Origin of the sequence: Varibaculum cambriense DSM 15806, assembly GCF_000420065.1 — a bacterium.
GTDB lineage: Bacteria > Actinomycetota > Actinomycetes > Actinomycetales > Actinomycetaceae > Varibaculum > Varibaculum cambriense.
Genome location: NZ_ATUF01000003.1, coordinates 117,103 through 137,351 on the forward strand (window position 1 = coordinate 117,103; position 20,249 = coordinate 137,351).

Here is a 20,249-nt window from a genome sequence, read left to right on the forward strand (position 1 = left end):
AACAACGATGGCAAATAAAAATGTAGGTATCCCCAGCCTCTTTAGGCAGCTGCTATTTTGGGTGCTAGTGGCGATCGTGGCCGGTGCTTTGATCGGTATGATCCCCGGACTCCCCAAAGGGTTTATTTCTCCTTTCGCCACTTTTAACGATATTTTCGGTAAATTCTTAAGTTTTTGTATCCCCCTGATCATTTTGGGGCTAGTAGGGCCGGCGCTCGCAGACCTAGGGCGCGGAGCTGGTAAATGGCTATTGGCCACAGTCGCGATTGCCTACGGATCCACTTTGTTCGCCGGTTTCGGCACCTACGGGATTGCGTCGCTTGTTTTCCCGCGCATCCTCACCGAATCAGCTCCCGAACTTAAAGAGCCCAAGAACGCGGTGGCCTCCCTGCTAGGGGATAACCTGAACATTACCCCGGTACTGGATGTGACCGGTGCTTTGATTTTGGCTTTCATCCTGGGCATTTGCATGGCGGCGCTGAACACCCCCACTTTGCATCGCGCCTACTCGGAGTTCCGGGATATCACCATGTTGATGATTAAACGGGCGATTGTGCCGCTGCTGCCGCTATTTATTTTCGGTACCTTCCTCAATATGTCCTACTCGGGGCAGATTGCCCTGGTCATCAAGGTAATGATCAAAGTTATTTTGGTGTCAGTGATCCTGACTGTGGTGCTATTACTACTGCAATACACCGTGGCCGGTGCGATTGCGAAAGTTAACCCCTTCACTGCACTAGGCCGGATGGCGAAAGCCTATTTCACCGCGCTGGGGACTGCTTCTTCGGCAGCTACCATTCCGGTGACCTATCAGTGTGCCCGTAACAACGGGGTTTCGGCAGAGATCGCGGGCTTTACCATTCCACTGTGCGCCACCATCCATCTGGGTGGCTCCACGGTGAAAATCACTGCCTTTGCCCTGGCAGTCCTGCAGATGACCGGACAATCCGTTACCTTCGGGAAGATGGCGATGGCCATCATTATCTTAGGGATCACCATGGTGGCGGCACCGGGGGTTCCCGGCGGCGCGATCGCTGCTGCGCAGGGAGTTTTGATGGGCTTCCTGGGCTTCTCTCCCGAGCTGTATTCGCTGATGGTCGCACTCTATGTGGCGATTGACTCCATTGGTACTGCCACTAACGTGACTGGGGATGGTGCTATCGCCCTGGTGGTGAACACGCTGGCGGGCGGCTCCCTGGGTAATGAAAAAGGTAAAGCCATGGCCACCGCTGAAACCATGGTTTCGGCCTCCGACTAAGTAACTAAAGTATTTTGCCCTCGCCGCTATTGGCCGGTTTCGTCCTCAGAAAAACCGAAACCTGCTAATCGGCGAGGGCAAAACAATATCTGGGTAATGCCTTTAGAATGGGAGCCAGAAAGGATCGAAGATTTATGGAACAGTCCCCCTTGCTGCCGCTGCGAGAAGAACTCGCCCAGGTTACCCCCTATGGGGCGCCGCAACTAGAGGTGTCTGCCCGGCTGAACGTAAACGAAAATCCCTATTCTCCCAGCCTCGAGATGATCACCGATATTACCCAGGCGGTTAGCGAGGCAGCGGCGGGTCTTAACCGTTACCCGGATCGAGATTTCACTGCCCTGCGGGAGGCCTTAGCCGGCTATATTAAGCGCGAATCTGGCCTGGACTTTCCGGTCGAACAAATCTGGGCAGCTAATGGCTCCAATGAAGTGATGACCCAACTGTTGGGAGCCTATGCAGGGCCCGGACGCACGGTTTTGGGAACCGAGTATTCTTACTCGATGTATCCGGAGTACGTGCGGGGCGCGCACTCGAAATATGTGACGGTTCCCCGACAAAGCGACTGGAATCTAGATCTGGATGCCCTGCTGCAGGGGCTGCAGGAAGTGCGACCTAGTGTGTTACTGCTGGCAAATCCGAATAATCCGACCGGGACTGCCAGTGGCGAAGCCGAATTAGTACAGATTTTGCAGCAAGCTAAAGAAACCGGGCCGGAGATTAATGGCAGACCCACCGCTACGGTAGTGGTAGTGGACGAGGCCTACGGGGAGTTCCGGGATCCCGAGCAGCCCAGCGCCCTCGCCCTGTTAGAAAAATTCCCGCACTTGGCGGTATCCCGTACTATGTCCAAATCCTTCGGGATGGCGGGGCTGCGCCTAGGATACCTGGTGGCGGCCAAAACGGTGATCGCCGATATTATGCGGGTGCGTTTGCCCTATCACCTTTCGGCACTCACTCAGGCAGCGGCAATCGCGGCTTTAGGACACGCTGAGGAGCAGCTACGCCAGCTGGCGGAGCTACGCGAGCGCCGCGATGCCTTGGCAGCATGGCTGGAGGCGAAGGGCTACACGGTACCTAAAACCCAGGCTAACTTTGTGCTTTTTGGCCCCTTCCCGGATCGACACCAAGTGTTCAGTGATTTATTGGACCGTGGGGTGTTAATCCGCGAGGTTGGTCCCGCCGGGTTCTTGCGGGTCAGTATCGGCACCGCCGCAGAAGATCAAGCATTTCGTAAAGCATTCGAGGAGGTAACCAAATGAGCCGCAGGGGGAAAGTCACCCGGAAAACCGCGGAATCAGAAATCACGGTAGAAATCAATCTAGATGGTACCGGGAAAAGTCAGATTAGTACGGGGGTACCGTTCTATGACCATATGCTGACTGCGCTTTCGAAACATTCCTTGATTGATATGAATATTGCTGCTCGCGGCGATATTGAGGTGGATGTGCATCACACGGTAGAAGATACCGCGATTTGCCTGGGTAAGGCGCTGCAGGAAGCTCTGGGGGACAAAGCAGGGATTCGGCGTTTTGCTGATGCCACTGTCCCGCTCGATGAGGCGTTAGCCCGGGCAGTGGTGGACGTGGCCGGACGCCCCTATTGTATGCACAGCGGAGAGCCTGCCGGCCAGGAATATCACCTAATCGGCGGACATTTCACCGGGGCAATGACCCGGCATGTGTGGGAATCTTTTGCCTATAACGCTGGGATCTGCCTGCATGTGGAGGTACTTTCGGGGCGCGACCCGCACCATATCGTAGAGGCGCAGTTCAAAGCGGTCGCCCGGGCGCTGCGGGGAGCGGTGGAAACCGATCCGCGGGTTACCGGCATTCCTTCCACTAAGGGTGCGCTGTGAACGCTGCAAACTTTCCCGAACAGGACGATCCGCGCGATAAAGAACCGCGCGAGGAAAACTCGGCGGGCGATAAAGAACCCGTATCTAAACCCGAGGATTACTTTGATCAGGTGATCGCACAATCCGGGATTAATGGGGAAGAGCTCGATGGCTTTAGCGAAGAAGTTGACCAAGATCTGCAGGCCTGGCAACACTTAGAGGCGCTGCCTCCGGAGGCCGGAGATGTGGCGCTAGTACTGACCAACCTGCTAGAGCCGGTGCCACTAGCCACGATGATGGCGGCTCACGAGATTGATGCCCGGATCGTGGAGACCGAATCCGGATGCGTAGTGTGGAAACGCCTCACTCCCACTCCCGATGATGAGTTAGAGGCGCTGCTGGGGGAGGAGCGACCAGTATCGCCCGAGGCCGAGGCGCTCGCCCTCGCGGTTTCAAAGATTACCCCCTACGGGGCAGTGCTGTTTGTTTCTACTTTGCGTTCGGATCACGATGATGACCCGGGGGTACAGGGGCAAATCACGGCGCGCGTGTACTATGACGGGCATTTTGATCGTACGATTCCGGCGGGCCCCTTGGTTTCTTGCGCTGATGAACGAGTGGAAGATCTACTGCTCGGGCGGACTTCTCCCGAAGACTATCCCGAGATTCGTCCCCCACGCTTGCGCGATTTACCGGGGATTTTGCTGCGGCAGCTGCGGGGACTGCAAGAAGATATTAATCGCCGGGAAGACCCAGATAAGCGGGAGGAAACAGGCGGTGAGTAAAAAGGTAGCGGTATTCGACTACGGCTCCGGCAATGTGCGCTCCGCGGTTAACGCCTTAAAGCGCGTCGGGGTTGAGGTTACTCTAACCAGTGACTTTTCTACCTGTCTGGAGGCTGACGGTCTACTAGTACCAGGGGTAGGAGCCTTTGCAGCAGTGATGAAGGATCTACATGCTCGCCGCGGTGACACTATTATTGACCGGCGTTTAGCAGGTGGACGGGCGGTGCTCGGTATCTGCGTGGGGATGCAAATACTGTTCGAGCGCGGCCTCGAGCACGGTGAGGACACTGCTGGGATGGGGGAATGGCCAGGAACGGTAGAAAAACTCCCTGCCCCGATTCTGCCCCATATGGGCTGGTCAAAGATACAGGTAGGGCAGGGGTCGCAGCTTTTTTCCGGGATTAAAGATGAGCGTTTTTATTTCGTGCACTCCTACGGGGTAACCGCTGATCCTGCGGGGCATTATCGGCAGGCTTCTCGTATGAAACCCCCTATTTTTTCCTGGGCAACCCACGGGGAGCCGTTTATCGCCGCGGTAGAGAACGGGCCGTTAGCGGCCACCCAGTTCCATCCTGAAAAATCCGGCGACGCTGGCATGGAACTGCTACGCAACTGGACGCAAACCTTCTAAGGGAGAAACATGTTAGAACTTTTACCGGCAGTAGATGTGGTGTCTGGTCAAGCGGTGCGCCTGCATCAAGGCAAAGCAGGTAGCGAAAAAGTCTATGGGGTGCCTTTAGAGGCTGCCTGCAGCTTCCAGGAGGCGGGAGCCCGCTGGCTACACCTGGTGGATTTGGACGCGGCTTTCGGCCGGGGAAATAACACCCAAGTGGTGCAAGAAATCGTTGAACAGGTAGATCTACAGGTAGAGGTATCAGGGGGGATCCGTGACGACGAATCTTTGGAACGAGTACTAAACGCCGGAGCCCGCCGGGTAAATCTAGGAACTGCCGCGATTGAAAATCCGGAGTGGACCTGTCAGGTGATCGCCAAATACGGTGACCAGATTGCAGTGGGGCTGGACGTGCGCGGACATACTCTTGCTACTCATGGCTGGACCAAAGATGCCGGTGACCTCTTTGAAATGATTGCCCGGTTAGATGCGGCTGGCTGCGCACGCTACGTTGTTACCGATGTAATGCGCGATGGTACCTTGACCGGCCCGAATACCCAGTTACTTAAGGAAGTATGTGAAGCCACCCCGGCGAAGGTAATAGCCAGTGGGGGAGTGAGCACTCTGGATGATTTACGTACTTTGCGGGAGCTGACCAGCATCGGGGTTGAGGGCGCGATTGTGGGCAAAGCCCTGTACTCCGGGCAGTTCACCATGGAACAAGCCCTGGCGATTGCTAGCGGGAGAGCCTAGTTTGGAGATTCCCAGCCACGCCCAGGCGGAATCCGCCGACACTAAATCTCTGCCCGCCAAGCAAGAAAACGCGATTTTACGTGCCCTGGCTCGTAATAGTAATTCCGCCGATAAAGGCGAGATAGAACCGGCTATGGCGGCGGCTTTTAAGCTTAACGATCTGCGCGAACGCCTTAAGTCGATAGCGGCGGCACTAGGCTCCGGGAGGGTTATCTTGCCGGTGTTGCCTCATGAAGTCGCCCCTGAGGGGGATTGTCCCAGCGGGCAGCTGCCTCAGATTCGTTTAAAAGGTGCCTCCGGGGGACTGGCAGTCCCCATTTATTCTTCGCTGGAGACTATGAATAAGGCCGCAGATGCGGGTTTGGGACATGAACTCGCGTCTTTCGCAGGGGCGGAGCAAGTCCCGCGCCCGCTACCAGTTGGTGCCCGCGCCCTCGCGATTGCCGCGTTAGATTCCCCCGGTCGGATGCTGTTAGATGATACCTACCTCTTGCCGCGCCCGCTGCTCAATGCTGTGGCCTGCGCTGATACTTGGGTTCCCAGTTGGGAACATCCCGCTTTACTAGCGGAAGTTTCCCGCTTAATCCGGCAGGTGCTTCCGGGGGCGGAATGGGAAATTATTCCGCAAATCGCCGGTCCCGATCGACTACTAGTCGCAGTAGCCCCTAATCTTCCGGGGTTGGCCACCGCTTTGGAGGCTTTGCAAAAAGGGCTTAATGCCTTGGACAATTTGGATACGGCCGCTGATTTATTGGAGGTAACTCCGGTGCCAGCTACTTAACCGAAACTAGCTGCGGTTAAGTGGTAAACCTCGGGCAGGTCTAATGATGCCCGCAGTTGCTAGGTTCTTGCGGAGTTTGCAGATGCCGGCGGTACACCAGGGGTCGCAGCGCCGCCGCCAGCGCATAGAGGATGATTAATCCCATCACGATCGCCGATCCCGAGGCAGCGGCCGTAAAGTAAGAAAAGACCAGCCCGGCGATACACATCACCACTCCCAGTAGCATCGCCCAGCCCATAGTGGCGCTAAAAGAGCGGGCATAAATCTGGGTGATGGCTACCGGCACAATCATCAGCGCCGAAACTAGCAGCACTCCCACTACTCGCATGGCAGTCGAGACTGTCAGGGCGCTAACTACCGCTAAGCAGATAGTCAAGAGCCGCACCGGAATTCCCGAAGCCAAGGCGAACTCCTCATCGTCACAGATGGAGAAAAGTTCGCGGCGCATTCCCAGGCCAAACACTAGGATCAGTACCGACAGGGCAATCGTCAGGTACACATCCGACCAAGAAACGGCGGCAATGGAACCGAATAGGTAGGAATTTAGTTGGTTGGTAGTGCCCCCGGCGAGGGAAATCACCAGCACCCCGGAGGCGATCCCTCCATAAAAAAGTAAGGCCATCGCTACGTCGCCGCTGGCGCCGCCTTTGGCGCGTACCAATTCAATAATCACGGCGCCTACGATCGAAGCGACCACTGCTCCGGGGATGGCTAAGGTATCCCCGCCCGCAACTTCTGTTAAGTTACCTACTACCCAACCGAGTGCCACCCCGGTAAGAGCCACGTGTCCGATCCCGTCACCTAGTAAGGATAGGCGGCGTTGCACCAGGTAGGTGCCAATAATGGGGGCACTCAGCCCCACCAAGACGGCCACGATTAGGGAACGGAGAAAGAAGGGGGAGGCTAGTAAACTGCTCCAATCTGCAGTAAAGTTCGGCACCAGTGTGCCGCGGCTAGGGGAGGGCGCGAAATTAACCTGCAGATCTGTCGCAGCTAGAGTCAGGTAGGAAATACCGGTGGTGGGAGTAATCATTATTCTTTCCCCTCCGCTTCCGGGAGCGGAGACCGCGCCTCCCTAGGGTTATCGCTGGCAATCTGTCCGGAAACTAAAGTTATGGTGCGGTCGATCAAGGGAGCTAAGGATCCATGCTCATGCAGCACAATCAACATAGTTTTTCCGGCAGTTTTTGCCTCCGCAATGGTGGCAGCCAGACTCTTCGCACTTTGCCGGTCAATCCCGGCCAAGGGCTCATCCATAATTAAAAACTCCGGGTCGCGCACCAGGGCGCGAGCGATCAAAACCCGCTGCTGCTGGCCGCCCGACATAAACTGAAACTTTTTGTTCTCAGAGCCGGCTAACCCCACTTTTGCTAGCGCCTGGCGGGCGCGTTCCCGGTCGGAGCATTTCGGGCCAAATCGTCCTCGTCGCAATAGCCCGGAGCGTACTACCTCCAGGGCAGTAGCCGGAACCGTGCCGAGGGCGCTTTTACGTTGGGGAACATAGCCAACTTTGGCGAGGGCTTTAGCATAATGTTTCTCGCCGGGGCGGGCACCAAAAATCTCTAAGCTCCCCGAGGAGACTGGATTCAGTCCCACTGCGGCGCGCACCAAAGTGGATTTTCCGGAGCCGTTTTCCCCGCACAGCGCCACGGTAGTTCCGGGGGTGATCTGCAAATTGATATTTTCTAGGATCAAATTGCCCTGTAGGGCGACGGATAAATCCGTCGCCCTAAAAGGTAGAGATGTTTTGGTCTCAGTTACTGACATTTCATCGCTTTACTCAGTTTTTGTAGATTGTCTTGCATTACCTGCAGATAATCGCGGTTCTTATCTACTTGGATTTCCAAGGGGTCAAGTACCTCAGATTTAATCCCGAGTTCCTCAGCCAAAGTTTTAGTGTCTTTATCTCCGAGGGCGCTCTCAGAAAACAATACGTTGACTTTCTTGGCCTTCGCAATATTAGCCACTTCTTGTAGACGAGTCAGCGAGGTTTCGGCTTCCGGATCCACACCTTTAACCCCAACTTGCTCAAATCCGTAGCGGTCTGCCATGTATCCGTAGGCTTCGTGCGCGGTAACTGCAGTAGGGGTGGCGCATTTATTTAGGCCAGCGCGATATTCTTTATCCAGGTTGGCTAGTTTGTCTTGCAGAGCTTTTCCGTTTTTCTGGAAAGTGTCGCCATGATCCGGATCGGCCTTGGTAAGGGTGGCAACTACTTGCGGTACCACTTGGGATAGGCGTTGGGGATCTAGCCAAAAGTGCGGGTCGAATGCACCATGGTGGTGATGCTCGTGACCAGCTTCTTCGTGTTCGCCCTCATGGTCGTGGTCGGCTTCGTGTTCACCTTCATGCTCCGCTGCTTCCTCGGCAGATAGTTTCTTAAGCTTAGCGGCCTTGGCTACATCCAAAGTATTCTTCGGGGCGGCTTCCTTTACCGCATCGTCAACGGCGGCTTGGAATCCCGATAGATAAATCAGCGCGTCCGCCTGCGAAATGGTGGTGAGATCTTTCGCGGATAGCTCTACGTCGTGGGCTTCTCCCGAGGGAGTCAGGTTGGTTACGTCCACTAAATCTCCACCCACTTGGCTGGTTACGTAGGCCAGGGGATAGAAGGAGGCAACGGCGTCGACTTTCCCGCCGGCCTCTTTCCCGCTTTTGGCAGTCGCGGAACATCCGCTCAGCGCCAGAGCGGCAATGGCGGCAGCGCAAATTACTTTTTTCATTCTTTTATGCATAAGCCCTAATATAAACGATAACCGTTCTCAAGAGCAAGGGGTGGCAAACCTGTTCAAAGTGCTAAAAACTCCAGGTAATAACGAATTTTTAGTTATTTTAGGCGGGTAAATCCCGGTTTTAGAGTTGTAAGTCACGCTCTGGCGTTCTGGTTCTGGAAAGTGCAGGCAACCCGGTAGAATCTGGGGTGGTAGCGCCTTGGCGCAGCAAGTTGAGCTTAAGGAGAAAAACAGTGGCTGAAACGCCCTCGAAGTTGGATAGTGTCATCAATCTAGCAAAGCGACGCGGCTTTGTTTACCCCTGTGGTGAAATCTACGGCGGAACCCGCTCGGCCTGGGATTACGGCCCGCTAGGGGTGGAGCTAAAAGAGAACATTAAACGCCAGTGGTGGAACCGGATAGTGCGCTCGCGCGCCGACGTAGTTGGCCTGGATTCCTCGGTGATTTTGCCGTCAAAAGTCTGGGAAGCCTCCGGGCATCTGAAAGCCTTTACCGATCCGTTGATTGAATGCACCGCTTGCCACACCCGTCACCGCGAGGATGACCTGCAGGAAGCATATGCGGAAAAACATCAATTGCCCTCCGCTGATGAGGTCTCCATGGAGGATGTGCCTTGCCCGGCCTGTGGCAAGCGTGGACAGTGGACTGAGCCGCGTGCCTTCTCAGGACTGCTTAAAACTTTCCTGGGGCCGGTCGACGATGAAAAAGGTTTGCACTTCCTCCGGCCGGAAACCGCACAAGGTATTTTTATTAACTTTGCGAATGTGATGTCCTCTGCCCGGATGAAACCGCCCTTCGGTATCGGGCAGATTGGAAAGTCTTTCCGCAACGAAATCACCCCCGGAAACTTTATTTTCCGTACCCGCGAGTTCGAACAGATGGAACTAGAGTTCTTCGTAGAACCCGGAACTGATGAAGAATGGCACCAGTACTGGATCGATGAACGTCTCGATTGGTACCAGAACTTGGGGATCAGCGCCGATAACTTGCGTCTATACGAACACCCCAAAGAAAAGCTGTCTCACTATTCCAAGCGCACCGTGGATATCGAATATGCCTTTGGATTCCAGGGATCGAAATGGGGCGAGCTCGAAGGTATCGCTAACCGCACCGACTATGACCTGGGGGTACACCAGCAGGCATCGGGCAAGAATTTGGATTATTTCGATCAGTCGAAGGGGGAACGCTGGACACCTTACGTGGTAGAGCCCTCCGCGGGATTAACCCGTTCTCTGATGGCCTTCATGGTAGAGGCCTATAACGAGGACGAAGCCCCCAATGCCAAGGGAGGAGTCGATAAGCGGACGGTACTGCGTTTAGATCCGCGCCTCGCCCCGGTTAAGGCCGCGGTGCTGCCGCTTTCGCGTAAAGACGAGCTGACCGGCCCGGCGCAAGAGATCGCCCAAGAATTGCGCATGCACTGGAACATCGAGTATGACCAGGCCGGACAGGTTGGCCGCAGGTACCGCCGTCAAGATGAAATCGGTACTCCTTTCTGTATCACTTATGACTTCCAGTCCGGGGAAGACCAATGCGTAACTGTGCGTGACCGGGACTCGATGGAGCAAGAACGGGTAAAGATCGCGGAGCTAACCTCTTACTTGGCGACCCGTTTGGTGGGCTGCTAAAGGCAGGACGCGTTTGCATCAGCACGTCAGATCTTCGCGTAGGGCTCGCCCGGATTCGCGAGCCCTACGTCGCGCTCGGCGGGTTTTAACCGCGCTGATAGTGCCCGTATTACTGGCGATTATTATCGGTATTATCGCGCTTTACAGTCCGAAACCCATAGGGGACGCCCAGCAGGACTGGTCCCAGCAAGCGGCTAACCGTTTAAGCGGGCAAGTGACCGGCTTGGACGGGGAAAAATGTCTGATTCCGGGGCTGAAAATGCCAAAGGGGTCCGCTGATCCCACTAACGGTTTGCCACAAACCCAACCATTGGTATGCGTGAAGGTACTGGAAGGGGAATGGCAGGGCAAAACCGTCCCCGTTAGAGTACCCGAAGAATCCAAGTCTGCGATCCGAGTCGGGACTGCGGTATGGATGATTTACGACACCGACGCTATGGCTACAGGTACCCCTTTCCTGTTCACCGATGTAAAACGGGGAAACGCCTTAGCAATCATGGGGCTGCTTTATATGATCATCGTGATCGCGGTGGCTGGAAGACGGGGCTTCCTAGCACTATTGGGGCTGCTGGCCTCCACGCTGGTGATTGTATTCTTTATGCTGCCAGCCCTAATGTCCGGAAAACCGCCCATGTTGGTGACCTTAGTGGGGGTAGGGGCGATTATGTTCCTCTCGGTCTACCTGGCGCACGGGATTACGATCCGCACGACTACCGCGCTCCTCGGAACCTTGTTAGGGCTGATGGTTACGGTTTTGCTCGCCTATGCCGGCACCCGGGCAGCCGGGCTAACCGGAGCTAGTGACGAGGACGCCCTGATTTTAGGCACCCAGCTGCCTGCCCTGGCATTGCCCTCCTTATTTATGTGCGGGATCGTGGTGGCCGGTTTAGGAGCCTTAAACGATGTGACTATCACTCAGGCTTCTGCAGTTTGGGAACTCGACGAGACCGATCCCCAGATGCCGCGGCGCAAACTGTTTTCTCGGGCGATGCGGATTGGGCGTGACCATATTGCGTCTACGGTTTATACCCTGGCTTTTGCCTATGTAGGTACGGCGTTGCCAACTTTGATTTTGGCGATGTTATCGCAGCGTCCTTTCTTAGAGCTGCTGACAGTTTCCCAGATCGCGGAGGAAATCGTGCGCACCCTGGTGGCCTCAATCGGGTTGGTACTGGCGATTCCCGCGACTACGGTGGTGGGTACCTTCCTCGTAAAATTTGTGCGAGCTTCCTCCCCCTCGCTTCCGGGAGCGCCTTCTTTTTCTGCAGAAGATCCAGAAGTAAATAAGCGGGTAGACTCGCAAACTTGGGGCGAGGGCACGAAAACCATAGCTCCTTCCGGAGGTGGCCGACATGTCCACTAAACTCGGGGAAATTACGGTGGGCACTCCCATCGCGCTGGCGCCGATGGCGGGGGTAACCAATGCTCCTTTTCGCCGCCTCTGCCGGGAACAGACGCTGCAAGCGCTAAAAGATTTAGGGATTACCGCTACTGACGGGGCAGCCAGCGGGCTCTACGTTTGCGAAATGATTACTGCCCGCGCCCTGGTGGAAGGTAGTTCGCGCACTCTAGATTTAATCAAACCCGACCCGGAAGAGACTTTTCGTTCCGTCCAGCTGCACGGGGTAGACCCGGAAACTATGTATCAAGGTGCCCGGATGCTGGTGCGTCAGGGCCTGGCTGATCACCTGGACATTAACTTTGGTTGCCCGGTGCCTAAAGTGACCCGCAAAGGTGCCGGGGCGGCGCTACCTTGGAAAATCGAGCGCTTCGGACAGATAGTGGCGGCAGTAGTCGCTGGGGCAAGGGACGGGGAAAAGGACTCTCCGCGGGATCGGTCCGTGCCGGTGACTGCCAAGATTCGCATTGGGATAGACGCCGATCATGAGACCTATCGGGATGCTGGAAAACTGGCGCAAAAAGTAGGGGCGAGTGCCGTGGTGCTGCATGGCCGCAGCGCTAACCAATACTATTCTGGCAGTGCTAACTGGGAAGCGATCGCGCAGCTGCGACAAGATTTAGAGATTCCAGTCTGGGGAAATGGCGATATTTTCTCTGCCGAGGACGCCCTGGCGATGTTTCAGCAAACCGGGTGTGCAGGCGTAGAGATTGGTCGCGGATGCCAGGGGAGGCCGTGGCTATTTTATGACCTGGCCAGTGCGCTTAACGGCTCGGATAATCGGGCTCGCCCCAACTTGGGACAAGTGTGTGAAATGGCTTTGCGACACACCCAGATGCTTAGCTCGTGGATGGGCAACGAGGAGCGCGCCCTGCGGGATATGCGCAAACACCTAGGGTGGTATTTCCGGGGCTTTGCGGTCGGGGGAGACTTCCGCCGCGCCCTCACCAGTGCTAATAGTATGCAAGAGCTAGAGCAATTGTTTTCTACCCTGGATTCGGATTTACCCTTCCCGCCAGCAGCAGAAGGTAAACGTGGCCGGCGGGGAAACCCCCGCAAAACCCACCTGCCGGAAGGATGGCTAGCTACCCGCGAGGTCGATGCGGCTGCTGCCCGCATCCTGGAGGCCGCTAAGTTAGATACTTCCCTTGATCAGGGCGGCTATTAAAGGAAAATACTCACATACCGGCTAGAGTGAAATATATGGAAACCGCGCCCTATTCTCCCCGTGACCGCGAACGCTGTCAGGCGGAGCCGCCCAAATCGTCGCATCGCACCGAGTTCGCCCGGGATCGCGCCCGGATTATGTATTCCTCGGCGCTGCGGCGTCTGGGCGCCAAAACCCAGGTGCTCGGTCCGGCCACCGATTCTTTTATCCGCACTAGGCTTACCCACTCCATAGAGGTTTCCCAGGTCGGCAGGTCAATCGCGCAAGAGATGGGATGCGATCCCGATATCGTGGATGCTGCTTGCCAAGCCCATGACCTGGGACATCCACCTTTTGGGCATAATGGGGAGCGCGCACTCGACGAAGTAGCCCAAGACATTGGCGGTTTCGAGGGGAACGCTCAAACCTTCCGCTTACTAACCCGGCTAGAGCCGAAAGTGATCAGCGAGGAAGGGCGTCCTCTGGGGTTAAATCTCACCCGCGCCACCTTAGATGCGGTTTGTAAATATCCCTGGCTAAAAGGGCAGGGCGCGAACAGTGAATATTCGCGTAAAAAATACAATTGCTATCGCGAAGACGCCCCGGTCTTTAACTGGATGCGCAAATTTTCTCCCCCGCATCAACGCTGCCTAGAGGCGCAAATCATGGATATATCTGATGATATTGCCTATTCTGTGCATGACATAGAAGACGGTATCCAAACCGGGGAGCTGGACCCGGCTACCTTGGGGGAGAGTAAATCTTTAGAGCTGGTGTTTGAAACCACGACTGCCTGGTACGGGGATACCTCCGGAAATGAACTAGAAAATGCGTGGAAACGGATTTGTGCCCTGCCCCAATGGCTAGCTAGTTTCGACGGTTCCTATCAGGATATGGCGCGGCTAAAAAATATGACTTCTCAACTGATCGGGCGTTTTTGTTCGGCAGTTTCAGCCGCGACTTTACAGGCGGCAGGAACCGGTCCCCTGCATCGTTACGATGCAGATTTAGTCATTCCCGAAGCTACCCTAGCGGAAATCAAGCTGCTAAAGGGGATAGCCGCCGCCTATATGATGGCGCCCCGTGAAACCGAACCTATTTACTTAGCCCAACGCACCACTATCTATGAACTTGCCGACGCCCTCTGGGAACGCCCGGAGGAGCTGGAAGAACCTCATCGCGCAACTTGGCGCGAGGCGAGTGGAGATGACGGCCGGTTGCGAGCCCTGGTCGATCAAATCGCATCTTTGACCGACACTACCGCTAACCAGTGGCATGCCCGTCTGTGCGGCATGTTCCGTTCGCTGTAAGATTCGGAACCCGTATCCCGTCCGCGTCGCCCTCGCCTATGATTAAGACATGGCTGGGTTAATTCGACGCGAAGATATCGATCAGGTACGCGAGCGTGCCCGCATTGATGAAATCGTGGGCGAACAGGTGGCTTTGCGCCCCGCCGGAGTCGGGGCTCTAAAGGGGCTTTGTCCCTTCCATGACGAACGTACCCCCTCTTTTCATGTGCGTCCTGCCCAGGGCTATTATCACTGCTTTGGATGCGGTGAAGGTGGGGACGTGATCAAGTTTGTCGAAAATATTCATCACCTTTCTTTCGCCGAAGCGGTGCAATATTTGGCGGATAAAACCGGCGTCACCTTGCATTACGAAGAAAGTGGAGGTGGGGATAGGAAAGATCCGAACCGGGTTTCCCGGGCACGGATCCTGGAAGCCAATCGCAATGCCGCCCAGTTCTTCCGTTCCCAGCTGGGCAGTAAAGAAGCGGTCGAGGCGCAAAAGTTTTTGAGCGCTCGCGGTTTCGATGCCGACGTAGCGGCCAAGTTCTCATTGGGATACGCTCCTGCCTCCTGGGATGCGCTACTTTCCTATCTGCGTAAACGGGGATTTACTGAGCCAGAATTGGCGGCATCGGGACTGTTTTCCCGGGGACAACGCGGCCCCTATGATCGTTTTCGCGGGCGGCTCATTTGGCCCATATCTAATCTAACGGGAGAAATAGTAGGTTTTGGGGCACGCCGGCTAGGTGAGGATGATAAAGGACCTAAGTATCTGAACACTCCCGAGACTGCGGTCTATAAGAAGTCCAAGGTGCTGTACGGGATCGATATGGCTAAAAAAGCGATCAGCCGGCAGCGCCGCATCGTGGTGGTGGAAGGCTACACCGATGTGATGGCTGCCCATCTGGCGGGGGTGGAATGCGCGGTTGCTACCTGCGGTACTGCTTTTGGTTCCGATCATGTGCAGATTGTCCGTCGCCTTCTCGGTGATAATGCTGATCCGGCAGCCGGGGTGTTGCTATCGTCGGGGAAGGCGCGTGGTGGGGAAGTAATATTTACTTTCGATGGTGACGAGGCCGGACAAAAAGCGGCTTTGCATGCCTTCGGGGAAGATCAGGCTTTCGCTTCCCAAACTTTCGTGGCGATTGAGCCTTCGGGTAAAGATCCTTGCGATTTGTGGCAAGCACAAGGAGCCAGTGCGGTGCGGGCACTGGTAGATTCGCGGCGTCCCCTTTTTGAGTTTGTTTTACGCACTATCCTAAAAGCTTATAACTTGGATACTTCCGAAGGGCGAGTAAACGGTTTGCGGGCGGCTGCCCCGGTGGTGTCGCGGATTAGGGACGTGGCGTTACGTTCGGAATATACTCGCCGCCTCGCCGGTTGGGTGGGGATGCCGGAAGATGAAGTGCGCCAGGTAGTGCATAACGTGTCCCGGGCGCAAACCAGATCCGCTGCCGGGGCAGAAAATATTCCTGCAGCCAGCCCCTATGTGTCCAGAGGAGCCGCTGGATCTGGACAGGGCGGGAACTCAGCCGCGCCTGCTGCGCCCCCGGCCATTACTTTGCCCGACAGTTCCGATCCGGTAGCCAACCTGGAACGGCAAGCTCTGGAATGTCTACTGCAGTTGCCTGCCAGCCTATTTGGGCTCGGGTTGGAACAGGTCTCTCCGGAAGCTTTCCGGGTTCCCATGTTTAGCGCTCTATTTTCGGCGGTTTCTTCCCTGGGAGGATTAGATAACTATGCAGAGCTGTGGCGGGGTGCCGAGGACGAGCTGGGGTTGAAAGGGCAGCGCGCGATCCTGCTAGCGAATAAACGCTGGGTGGAACTTGTAGGATCAAATATCCCTCCGCAACTGCAAAGTTTAGTATCGGCACTAGTAGTTTCTCCGCTTCCGCAAGATGATCCCGCGCGTCTAAATGACTACGCCCGAGGGGTGTGGGGAGCAATGATTCGCGGTGATCTCTCCCGCCAAATCGCGGAGATGAAGGCGCGATTGCAACGCTGCGACCCCCAGGATGAGCAATACCAACAGATTTTTTCTACCTTAATGAACCTGGAAAATACCCGCCGTAACCTGCAAGAATCTAAATAAGAAACAACTTAGGTACGCAATACTAATTTAAGTAATGACACTATTTCTATTTAAATTTAGGGAATACTATTTCATTTATTAGAAGACAATAGCCTTTCTACCAGCAGTTATGTGCTTTTATTTATAGAGGCGACATTTCGGCATTTAATTACTTTTACTTCGTTGATTCCCTTTGTAGATTGAAACTGTCTTTATAAAAACTTCAAAGGAGGAACACAAATGGCAATGCCAGGAGTAAAATGTTCAGCTAGTGATTGTGCCTTCAACGACAATGGTTGCAACGCTTACGCGGTAACCATCGCAAAGGGTGGATGCGCAACCTTTATTGCCCTCGACGAGAAGGGTGGACTAGGAAAAGTTAATTCCCAGGTTGGGGCTTGCCAGCTTGCAGACTGCAAATTCAATAAGCACCTGCTCTGCCAAGCTGATTCCGTCAAGGTAGGCGACGATGAAAAATGCCTTACCTTTGCTACCGCCTAAGTAAACGGGTGGACAGCAGCTACGAATCCGGATTCTTACCTAAATGGTAAGGATTACAGCTTAAAGGGGCTGAGGAGTAAAACTACTCCTCAGCCCCTTTAGTTATTGGTTCCACCCCGCAGGCAGAGCTTCGCTTCAAGATTTGCAAGCCTAAAGCTGTTCCCGGCTGAAGGGTTCTTGTCTGGAGTTAAAGGAACTAGCTATAGCAGTTGGGCACGTAGCTGCTCGGGCGAGGACGGAGAATACCAGGCAGGAGGGATATCCAGGACGCTGGCAGCCCCGCGGTGGCCATGTTCGTGCAGACGAACGAGGGCGCGAGCGCTAGCGGCCACCATCGAGCCGGTGAAATCGGGGTTGGAGTCCAGTTGTAGCTGGAAACGTGCCAAGTGTTTGATTCCCTCGCGGGTATGTCCTACCCGAATTACCTCCCCGCCATGAGGCATCCCGGCGTGATCACGCGCCAGCTCCTCGGCAGAAATAAAGTTAACGGTGGTTTCATAGTCCGCAAAATATTTAGGCATTTCCTTGATTTCGCGGGTAATCCGCTCTTTATCGGCTCCGGAAGCAGCTACTACGTAGCAGAGACGAGTATGTTTATCTGCCGTGGTCAGCTGGGGATGTTCGCCGCTTTCTACCGCTCGCATCGCTTCGGGGTTGGGGACGGTATATTGCACTGCGCCCTCCACCCCTTCGATACGGCGAATCGCGTCCGAGTGACCTTGAGAAACCCCGCGCCCCCAGAAAGTATGGGTATAGCCATCCGGAAGCACCGCTTCGGTGAGAGTCCGGGCAATCGAGAACAGACCGGGATCCCATCCGGTGGAAATCAGGGCAGTATGTCCCGCTTTCTTGGCCGCGGCATCCATATCCGCAAAGTAGGCAGGAATATCGGCATGGGTGTCAAAAGAATCTACCGTATTGAAGTAGGCGACGGCCGCCGGTCCCTGGGTGCGCAGGTCTGTAGCGCTGCCTCCGCAGCAAATACAAACGTCAACTTTTCCCTTAAAATCAGCCATCTGGCTTAGAGGGAAAACCGGGGTACCGGCGGTTTTTAGGCTCTGCGGATCCCGGCGAGTAAACACCGCTACCGCTTCCATATCATCCGCGGCGTTGACGGCTCTTTCAACTGCCCGTCCCAGATTGCCATATCCATTGATTGCAACTTTTATCGTCATAGCCAGATATTACAATCTGGGATTAGCTCCATGTAAAAGCTGCCCAAAACTTAGACAAGGTGAGGTCTAAGTTTTGGGCAGCTACGGGAGCTTTCTTTAGGCGTCTAGCGGAATATCAGGGTATTTGGCCTGCCAAGTTTCCCGATAATAGTCGGCCAGCTTTAGTTTGCTAGCGGCGGCATTATCTACAATCACCACTACGTCCAGGTGGTATTGCAGGATTGAGGCCGGGCAAAAAGCACTAACCGCGCCTTCTACCGTGTCTGCCACCGCGTCAGCCTTTTGCTCTCCAAAAGCCAGCAGGATCGCTTGGCGCGAGCGCATGATCGTCGCCAGACCCTGGGTGATGGCGCGGCGGGGAACTTTTGCTTCCTCACCATCAAAGAAACGGGCATTATCACTGATCGTGCGGGGAGCTAAGGTAACCACATTGGTGGGGTTAACTAGGCAGCCGGAGGGCTCATTGAAACCAATATGGCCATCGGCACCAATACCTAGAATTTGCAGGTCAACCCCGGAGGTAATCGCTTCCTCGTAGCGGCGAGCTGATTCTTCCGGGTCGGGAGAAAGCCCATCGGGGGTATTGAGGTTTTCGTCCTTGAGTCCGGTCTTCTCCGCGCCTACCAATTCGCGGCGAAGCACATTGCGATAACGCTCTGGATGGTCAGGGGCGATCCCTACGTATTCATCTAATGCCCACCCGGTGCAGTGTTCTAAAGTGAAATCTGTTTCGGTGTGGGCTTTACGTAGCTCCGCGTAGAGCCCTTCGGGGGTGGAACCGGTAGCTAAGCCCAGCCGAAAACCGGGTTTTACTTGGGGAACAATCAGTTTTGCTGCCAGTTTTGATCCAGCTTCCGCAGTGGGAGTAATCGCAATTCGCATTTTGGTCTCCTTCGGTAGGAATTATCCAGCTTTGGCTAGCTTAAGTCATGGTTGGCTTAGCTCAAGTCATTGTTATCTTCTCACGTTGATTCGCGCTCGTGGCTACGGCGCGCGTTAACCGTAAAATTGTTTTCCTCTAAAACTAGGGAGCTAAAACATGAGAAAATAGATTTACGTGGTCGTGGGAGGAAGAAATGACGCAACGCAGAAGAATTACCTTAAAAGATATTGCGGAGGAAACTGGCCTATCGATTTCCTCGGTATCGCTTGCGTTGCGCGATGATTCGCGCATATCGGAACCAGTGCGTACGCGTATTAAAGAGGTAGCTCATCGCTTGGGATACCAAGTAGATCTTTCTGGAGCGATGCTTAGAAGCTCTAAACCTAAGATAATCGGAATCGTTGCGCAGCTGGATCAGGAGTTACATAACAAGTACGTCGCGAGCATTAACCGCTATGCGCAGGCAGCTGGTTACCGTACGATTACTCAAAACGCGTCGCTGTCTAATGGCTATCGGCAGAGCCTAGAAGCTCTTTCGCAGTTGCGGATTAATACCAGTGTCGCGATTAATCCTGATTTTTCCGGTGATGAACTTCCTCCAAATCTAGCCCCTGCGGTAGTAGTAGGTCAGAGCAGGGTTGCAGGTGCCGATTTGGTGCGTTCGTCAAACTATACGGGGCTTTCCGAACTGGTATTACATTTAAAATCATTGGGTCATGCGGAAATAACCTATTTAGATGGCCCGCAAAGCTATTCGTCTAAAATTCGACGCGAATCATTATTACGAGCTGCTGTTGAGGCGGGGATAAAGGTTCACCCGATTCCGGCCGGAAATACGGTGGATGATGGTTTCGGAGCCGTACAACAACTTTTGACTGAATCCTGGACTCGGCAAAAGAATCATCTCGATTCAACGAAACTAGCTTTGTCAGGAATTACTGCGCTTGCTTGTTATAACGATCAGGTGGCAGAGGGCGCTATGGTAGCTCTTTATCGTGCTGGCTTTTCAATTCCAGGAGATGTCTCGGTGACTGGCTTCGATAATTCACTGGGGGCAGCATCTGTAGCTTTTAACCTGACCACGGTAGATAGGGGGACTGCGAAGGTCGCTGAGCATGTGACCCAACTAGCGATTAGGAGAGCTGAAAAGCAGATTGAATCGGTGGAAGAAATTACTGTCGAAAGTTCCTTAGTGGTCAGGCGATCAACCGGGCCGGCCTTCTTCCTACAAAATTAGCTCCGACAATCTAGTTGAACGTTAAAGCAACAATTAGGATAAATGATCATTTATTACCTGTATGCCTTACGACATGCCTGATAAATTAAATTCAAACGTTTGACTTAAGTTTTTAAATCGTTTATTTTGTTCTTGTGCCTCTTGGCGCGTTTAAGGGTTATTC

At 54.6% G+C, this 20,249-nt stretch carries 19 protein-coding genes; 14 read left to right on the forward strand and 5 right to left on the reverse strand.

Annotated elements, in window-relative coordinates; all coding sequences use genetic code 11:
- Positions 1-7: 7 nt before the first annotated feature.
- The 7 genes from F605_RS10095 (at position 8) to F605_RS0105695 (ending at position 6,024) form a co-directional block, all read left to right on the forward strand.
- Positions 8-1,258, forward strand: a complete 1,251-nt coding sequence (locus F605_RS10095; protein ID WP_022864925.1) for a dicarboxylate/amino acid:cation symporter — start codon at positions 8-10, stop codon at positions 1,256-1,258.
- Positions 1,259-1,392: 134 nt separating this feature from the next.
- Complete coding sequence (locus tag F605_RS0105670) at positions 1,393-2,517, forward strand: histidinol-phosphate transaminase (RefSeq protein ID WP_022864926.1); 1,125 nt, start codon at positions 1,393-1,395, stop codon at positions 2,515-2,517.
- On the forward strand, positions 2,514-3,113 hold the full coding sequence (gene hisB / locus F605_RS0105675; protein ID WP_022864927.1) for an imidazoleglycerol-phosphate dehydratase HisB: 600 nt from the start codon (positions 2,514-2,516) through the stop codon (positions 3,111-3,113). The genes F605_RS0105670 and hisB overlap by 4 nt, the downstream gene beginning before the upstream one ends.
- A complete protein-coding gene (locus tag F605_RS11540) occupies positions 3,110-3,877 on the forward strand; it encodes a hypothetical protein (protein WP_022864928.1) in 768 nt (255 codons plus the stop codon). The genes hisB and F605_RS11540 overlap by 4 nt, the downstream gene beginning before the upstream one ends.
- Positions 3,870-4,508, forward strand: a complete 639-nt coding sequence (hisH, locus tag F605_RS0105685) for an imidazole glycerol phosphate synthase subunit HisH (RefSeq protein WP_022864929.1) — start codon at positions 3,870-3,872, stop codon at positions 4,506-4,508. Before F605_RS11540 ends, hisH begins: the two co-directional genes overlap by 8 nt.
- Before the next feature lie 9 nt (positions 4,509-4,517).
- Positions 4,518-5,243 carry a bifunctional 1-(5-phosphoribosyl)-5-((5-phosphoribosylamino)methylideneamino)imidazole-4-carboxamide isomerase/phosphoribosylanthranilate isomerase PriA gene (gene priA / locus F605_RS0105690; protein ID WP_022864930.1) on the forward strand — a complete coding sequence of 242 codons (726 nt, stop codon included), beginning with the start codon at positions 4,518-4,520 and terminating at the stop codon, positions 5,241-5,243.
- Between the two features lies 1 nt (position 5,244).
- Positions 5,245-6,024 carry an SseB family protein gene (locus F605_RS0105695; RefSeq protein ID WP_027723636.1) on the forward strand — a complete coding sequence of 260 codons (780 nt, stop codon included), beginning with the start codon at positions 5,245-5,247 and terminating at the stop codon, positions 6,022-6,024.
- Positions 6,025-6,064: 40 nt separating this feature from the next.
- Here F605_RS0105695 and F605_RS10105 read toward each other — a convergent pair whose 3' ends face one another.
- The 3 genes from F605_RS10105 to F605_RS0105710 are packed head-to-tail and all read right to left on the reverse strand — an operon-like array spanning position 6,065 to position 8,747.
- Positions 6,065-7,057, reverse strand: a complete 993-nt coding sequence (locus F605_RS10105; RefSeq protein ID WP_022864932.1) for a metal ABC transporter permease — start codon at positions 7,055-7,057, stop codon at positions 6,065-6,067.
- Positions 7,057-7,791 (reverse strand): metal ABC transporter ATP-binding protein, encoded by a 735-nt coding sequence (locus F605_RS10110; RefSeq protein ID WP_022864933.1) that lies wholly within the window; start codon positions 7,789-7,791, stop codon positions 7,057-7,059. The genes F605_RS10105 and F605_RS10110 overlap by 1 nt, the downstream gene beginning before the upstream one ends.
- A complete protein-coding gene (locus F605_RS0105710) occupies positions 7,782-8,747 on the reverse strand; it encodes a metal ABC transporter substrate-binding protein (protein ID WP_022864934.1) in 966 nt (321 codons plus the stop codon). Before F605_RS0105710 ends, F605_RS10110 begins: the two co-directional genes overlap by 10 nt.
- Before the next feature lie 242 nt (positions 8,748-8,989).
- On the opposite strand from F605_RS0105710, the gene F605_RS0105715 reads away from it, so the two are divergent.
- The 6 genes from F605_RS0105715 to F605_RS0105740 all read left to right on the forward strand — a co-directional run bounded on the left by F605_RS0105715 (position 8,990) and on the right by F605_RS0105740 (position 16,791).
- The gene (locus F605_RS0105715; RefSeq protein WP_022864935.1) at positions 8,990-10,384 is read left to right on the forward strand and encodes a glycine--tRNA ligase; all 1,395 of its coding nucleotides are present in this window, start codon (positions 8,990-8,992) and stop codon (positions 10,382-10,384) included.
- Between the two features lie 13 nt (positions 10,385-10,397).
- Positions 10,398-11,747 (forward strand): YibE/F family protein, encoded by a 1,350-nt coding sequence (locus F605_RS10115; protein WP_022864936.1) that lies wholly within the window; start codon positions 10,398-10,400, stop codon positions 11,745-11,747.
- Positions 11,737-12,951 (forward strand): tRNA dihydrouridine synthase DusB, encoded by a 1,215-nt coding sequence (dusB, locus tag F605_RS0105725; protein ID WP_022864937.1) that lies wholly within the window; start codon positions 11,737-11,739, stop codon positions 12,949-12,951. Before F605_RS10115 ends, dusB begins: the two co-directional genes overlap by 11 nt.
- 35 nt (positions 12,952-12,986) lie before the next feature.
- The gene (locus F605_RS0105730) at positions 12,987-14,240 is read left to right on the forward strand and encodes a deoxyguanosinetriphosphate triphosphohydrolase (RefSeq protein WP_022864938.1); all 1,254 of its coding nucleotides are present in this window, start codon (positions 12,987-12,989) and stop codon (positions 14,238-14,240) included.
- 49 nt (positions 14,241-14,289) lie between these two features.
- Entirely contained in the window at positions 14,290-16,311 is a 2,022-nt protein-coding gene (gene dnaG, locus F605_RS0105735) for a DNA primase (RefSeq protein ID WP_022864939.1), read from the forward strand.
- Positions 16,312-16,530: 219 nt separating this feature from the next.
- A complete protein-coding gene (locus F605_RS0105740; protein WP_022864940.1) occupies positions 16,531-16,791 on the forward strand; it encodes a DUF1540 domain-containing protein in 261 nt (86 codons plus the stop codon).
- Positions 16,792-16,991: 200 nt separating this feature from the next.
- Here F605_RS0105740 and F605_RS0105745 read toward each other — a convergent pair whose 3' ends face one another.
- A complete protein-coding gene (locus F605_RS0105745) occupies positions 16,992-17,966 on the reverse strand; it encodes a diaminopimelate dehydrogenase (RefSeq protein ID WP_022864941.1) in 975 nt (324 codons plus the stop codon).
- 96 nt (positions 17,967-18,062) lie between these two features.
- On the reverse strand, positions 18,063-18,848 hold the full coding sequence (locus F605_RS0105750; RefSeq protein ID WP_022864942.1) for a glucosamine-6-phosphate deaminase: 786 nt from the start codon (positions 18,846-18,848) through the stop codon (positions 18,063-18,065).
- A gap of 194 nt (positions 18,849-19,042) precedes the next feature.
- On the opposite strand from F605_RS0105750, the gene F605_RS0105755 reads away from it, so the two are divergent.
- Entirely contained in the window at positions 19,043-20,086 is a 1,044-nt protein-coding gene (locus F605_RS0105755) for a LacI family DNA-binding transcriptional regulator (RefSeq protein WP_022864943.1), read from the forward strand.
- The last annotated feature ends 163 nt before the right edge of the window (positions 20,087-20,249 follow it).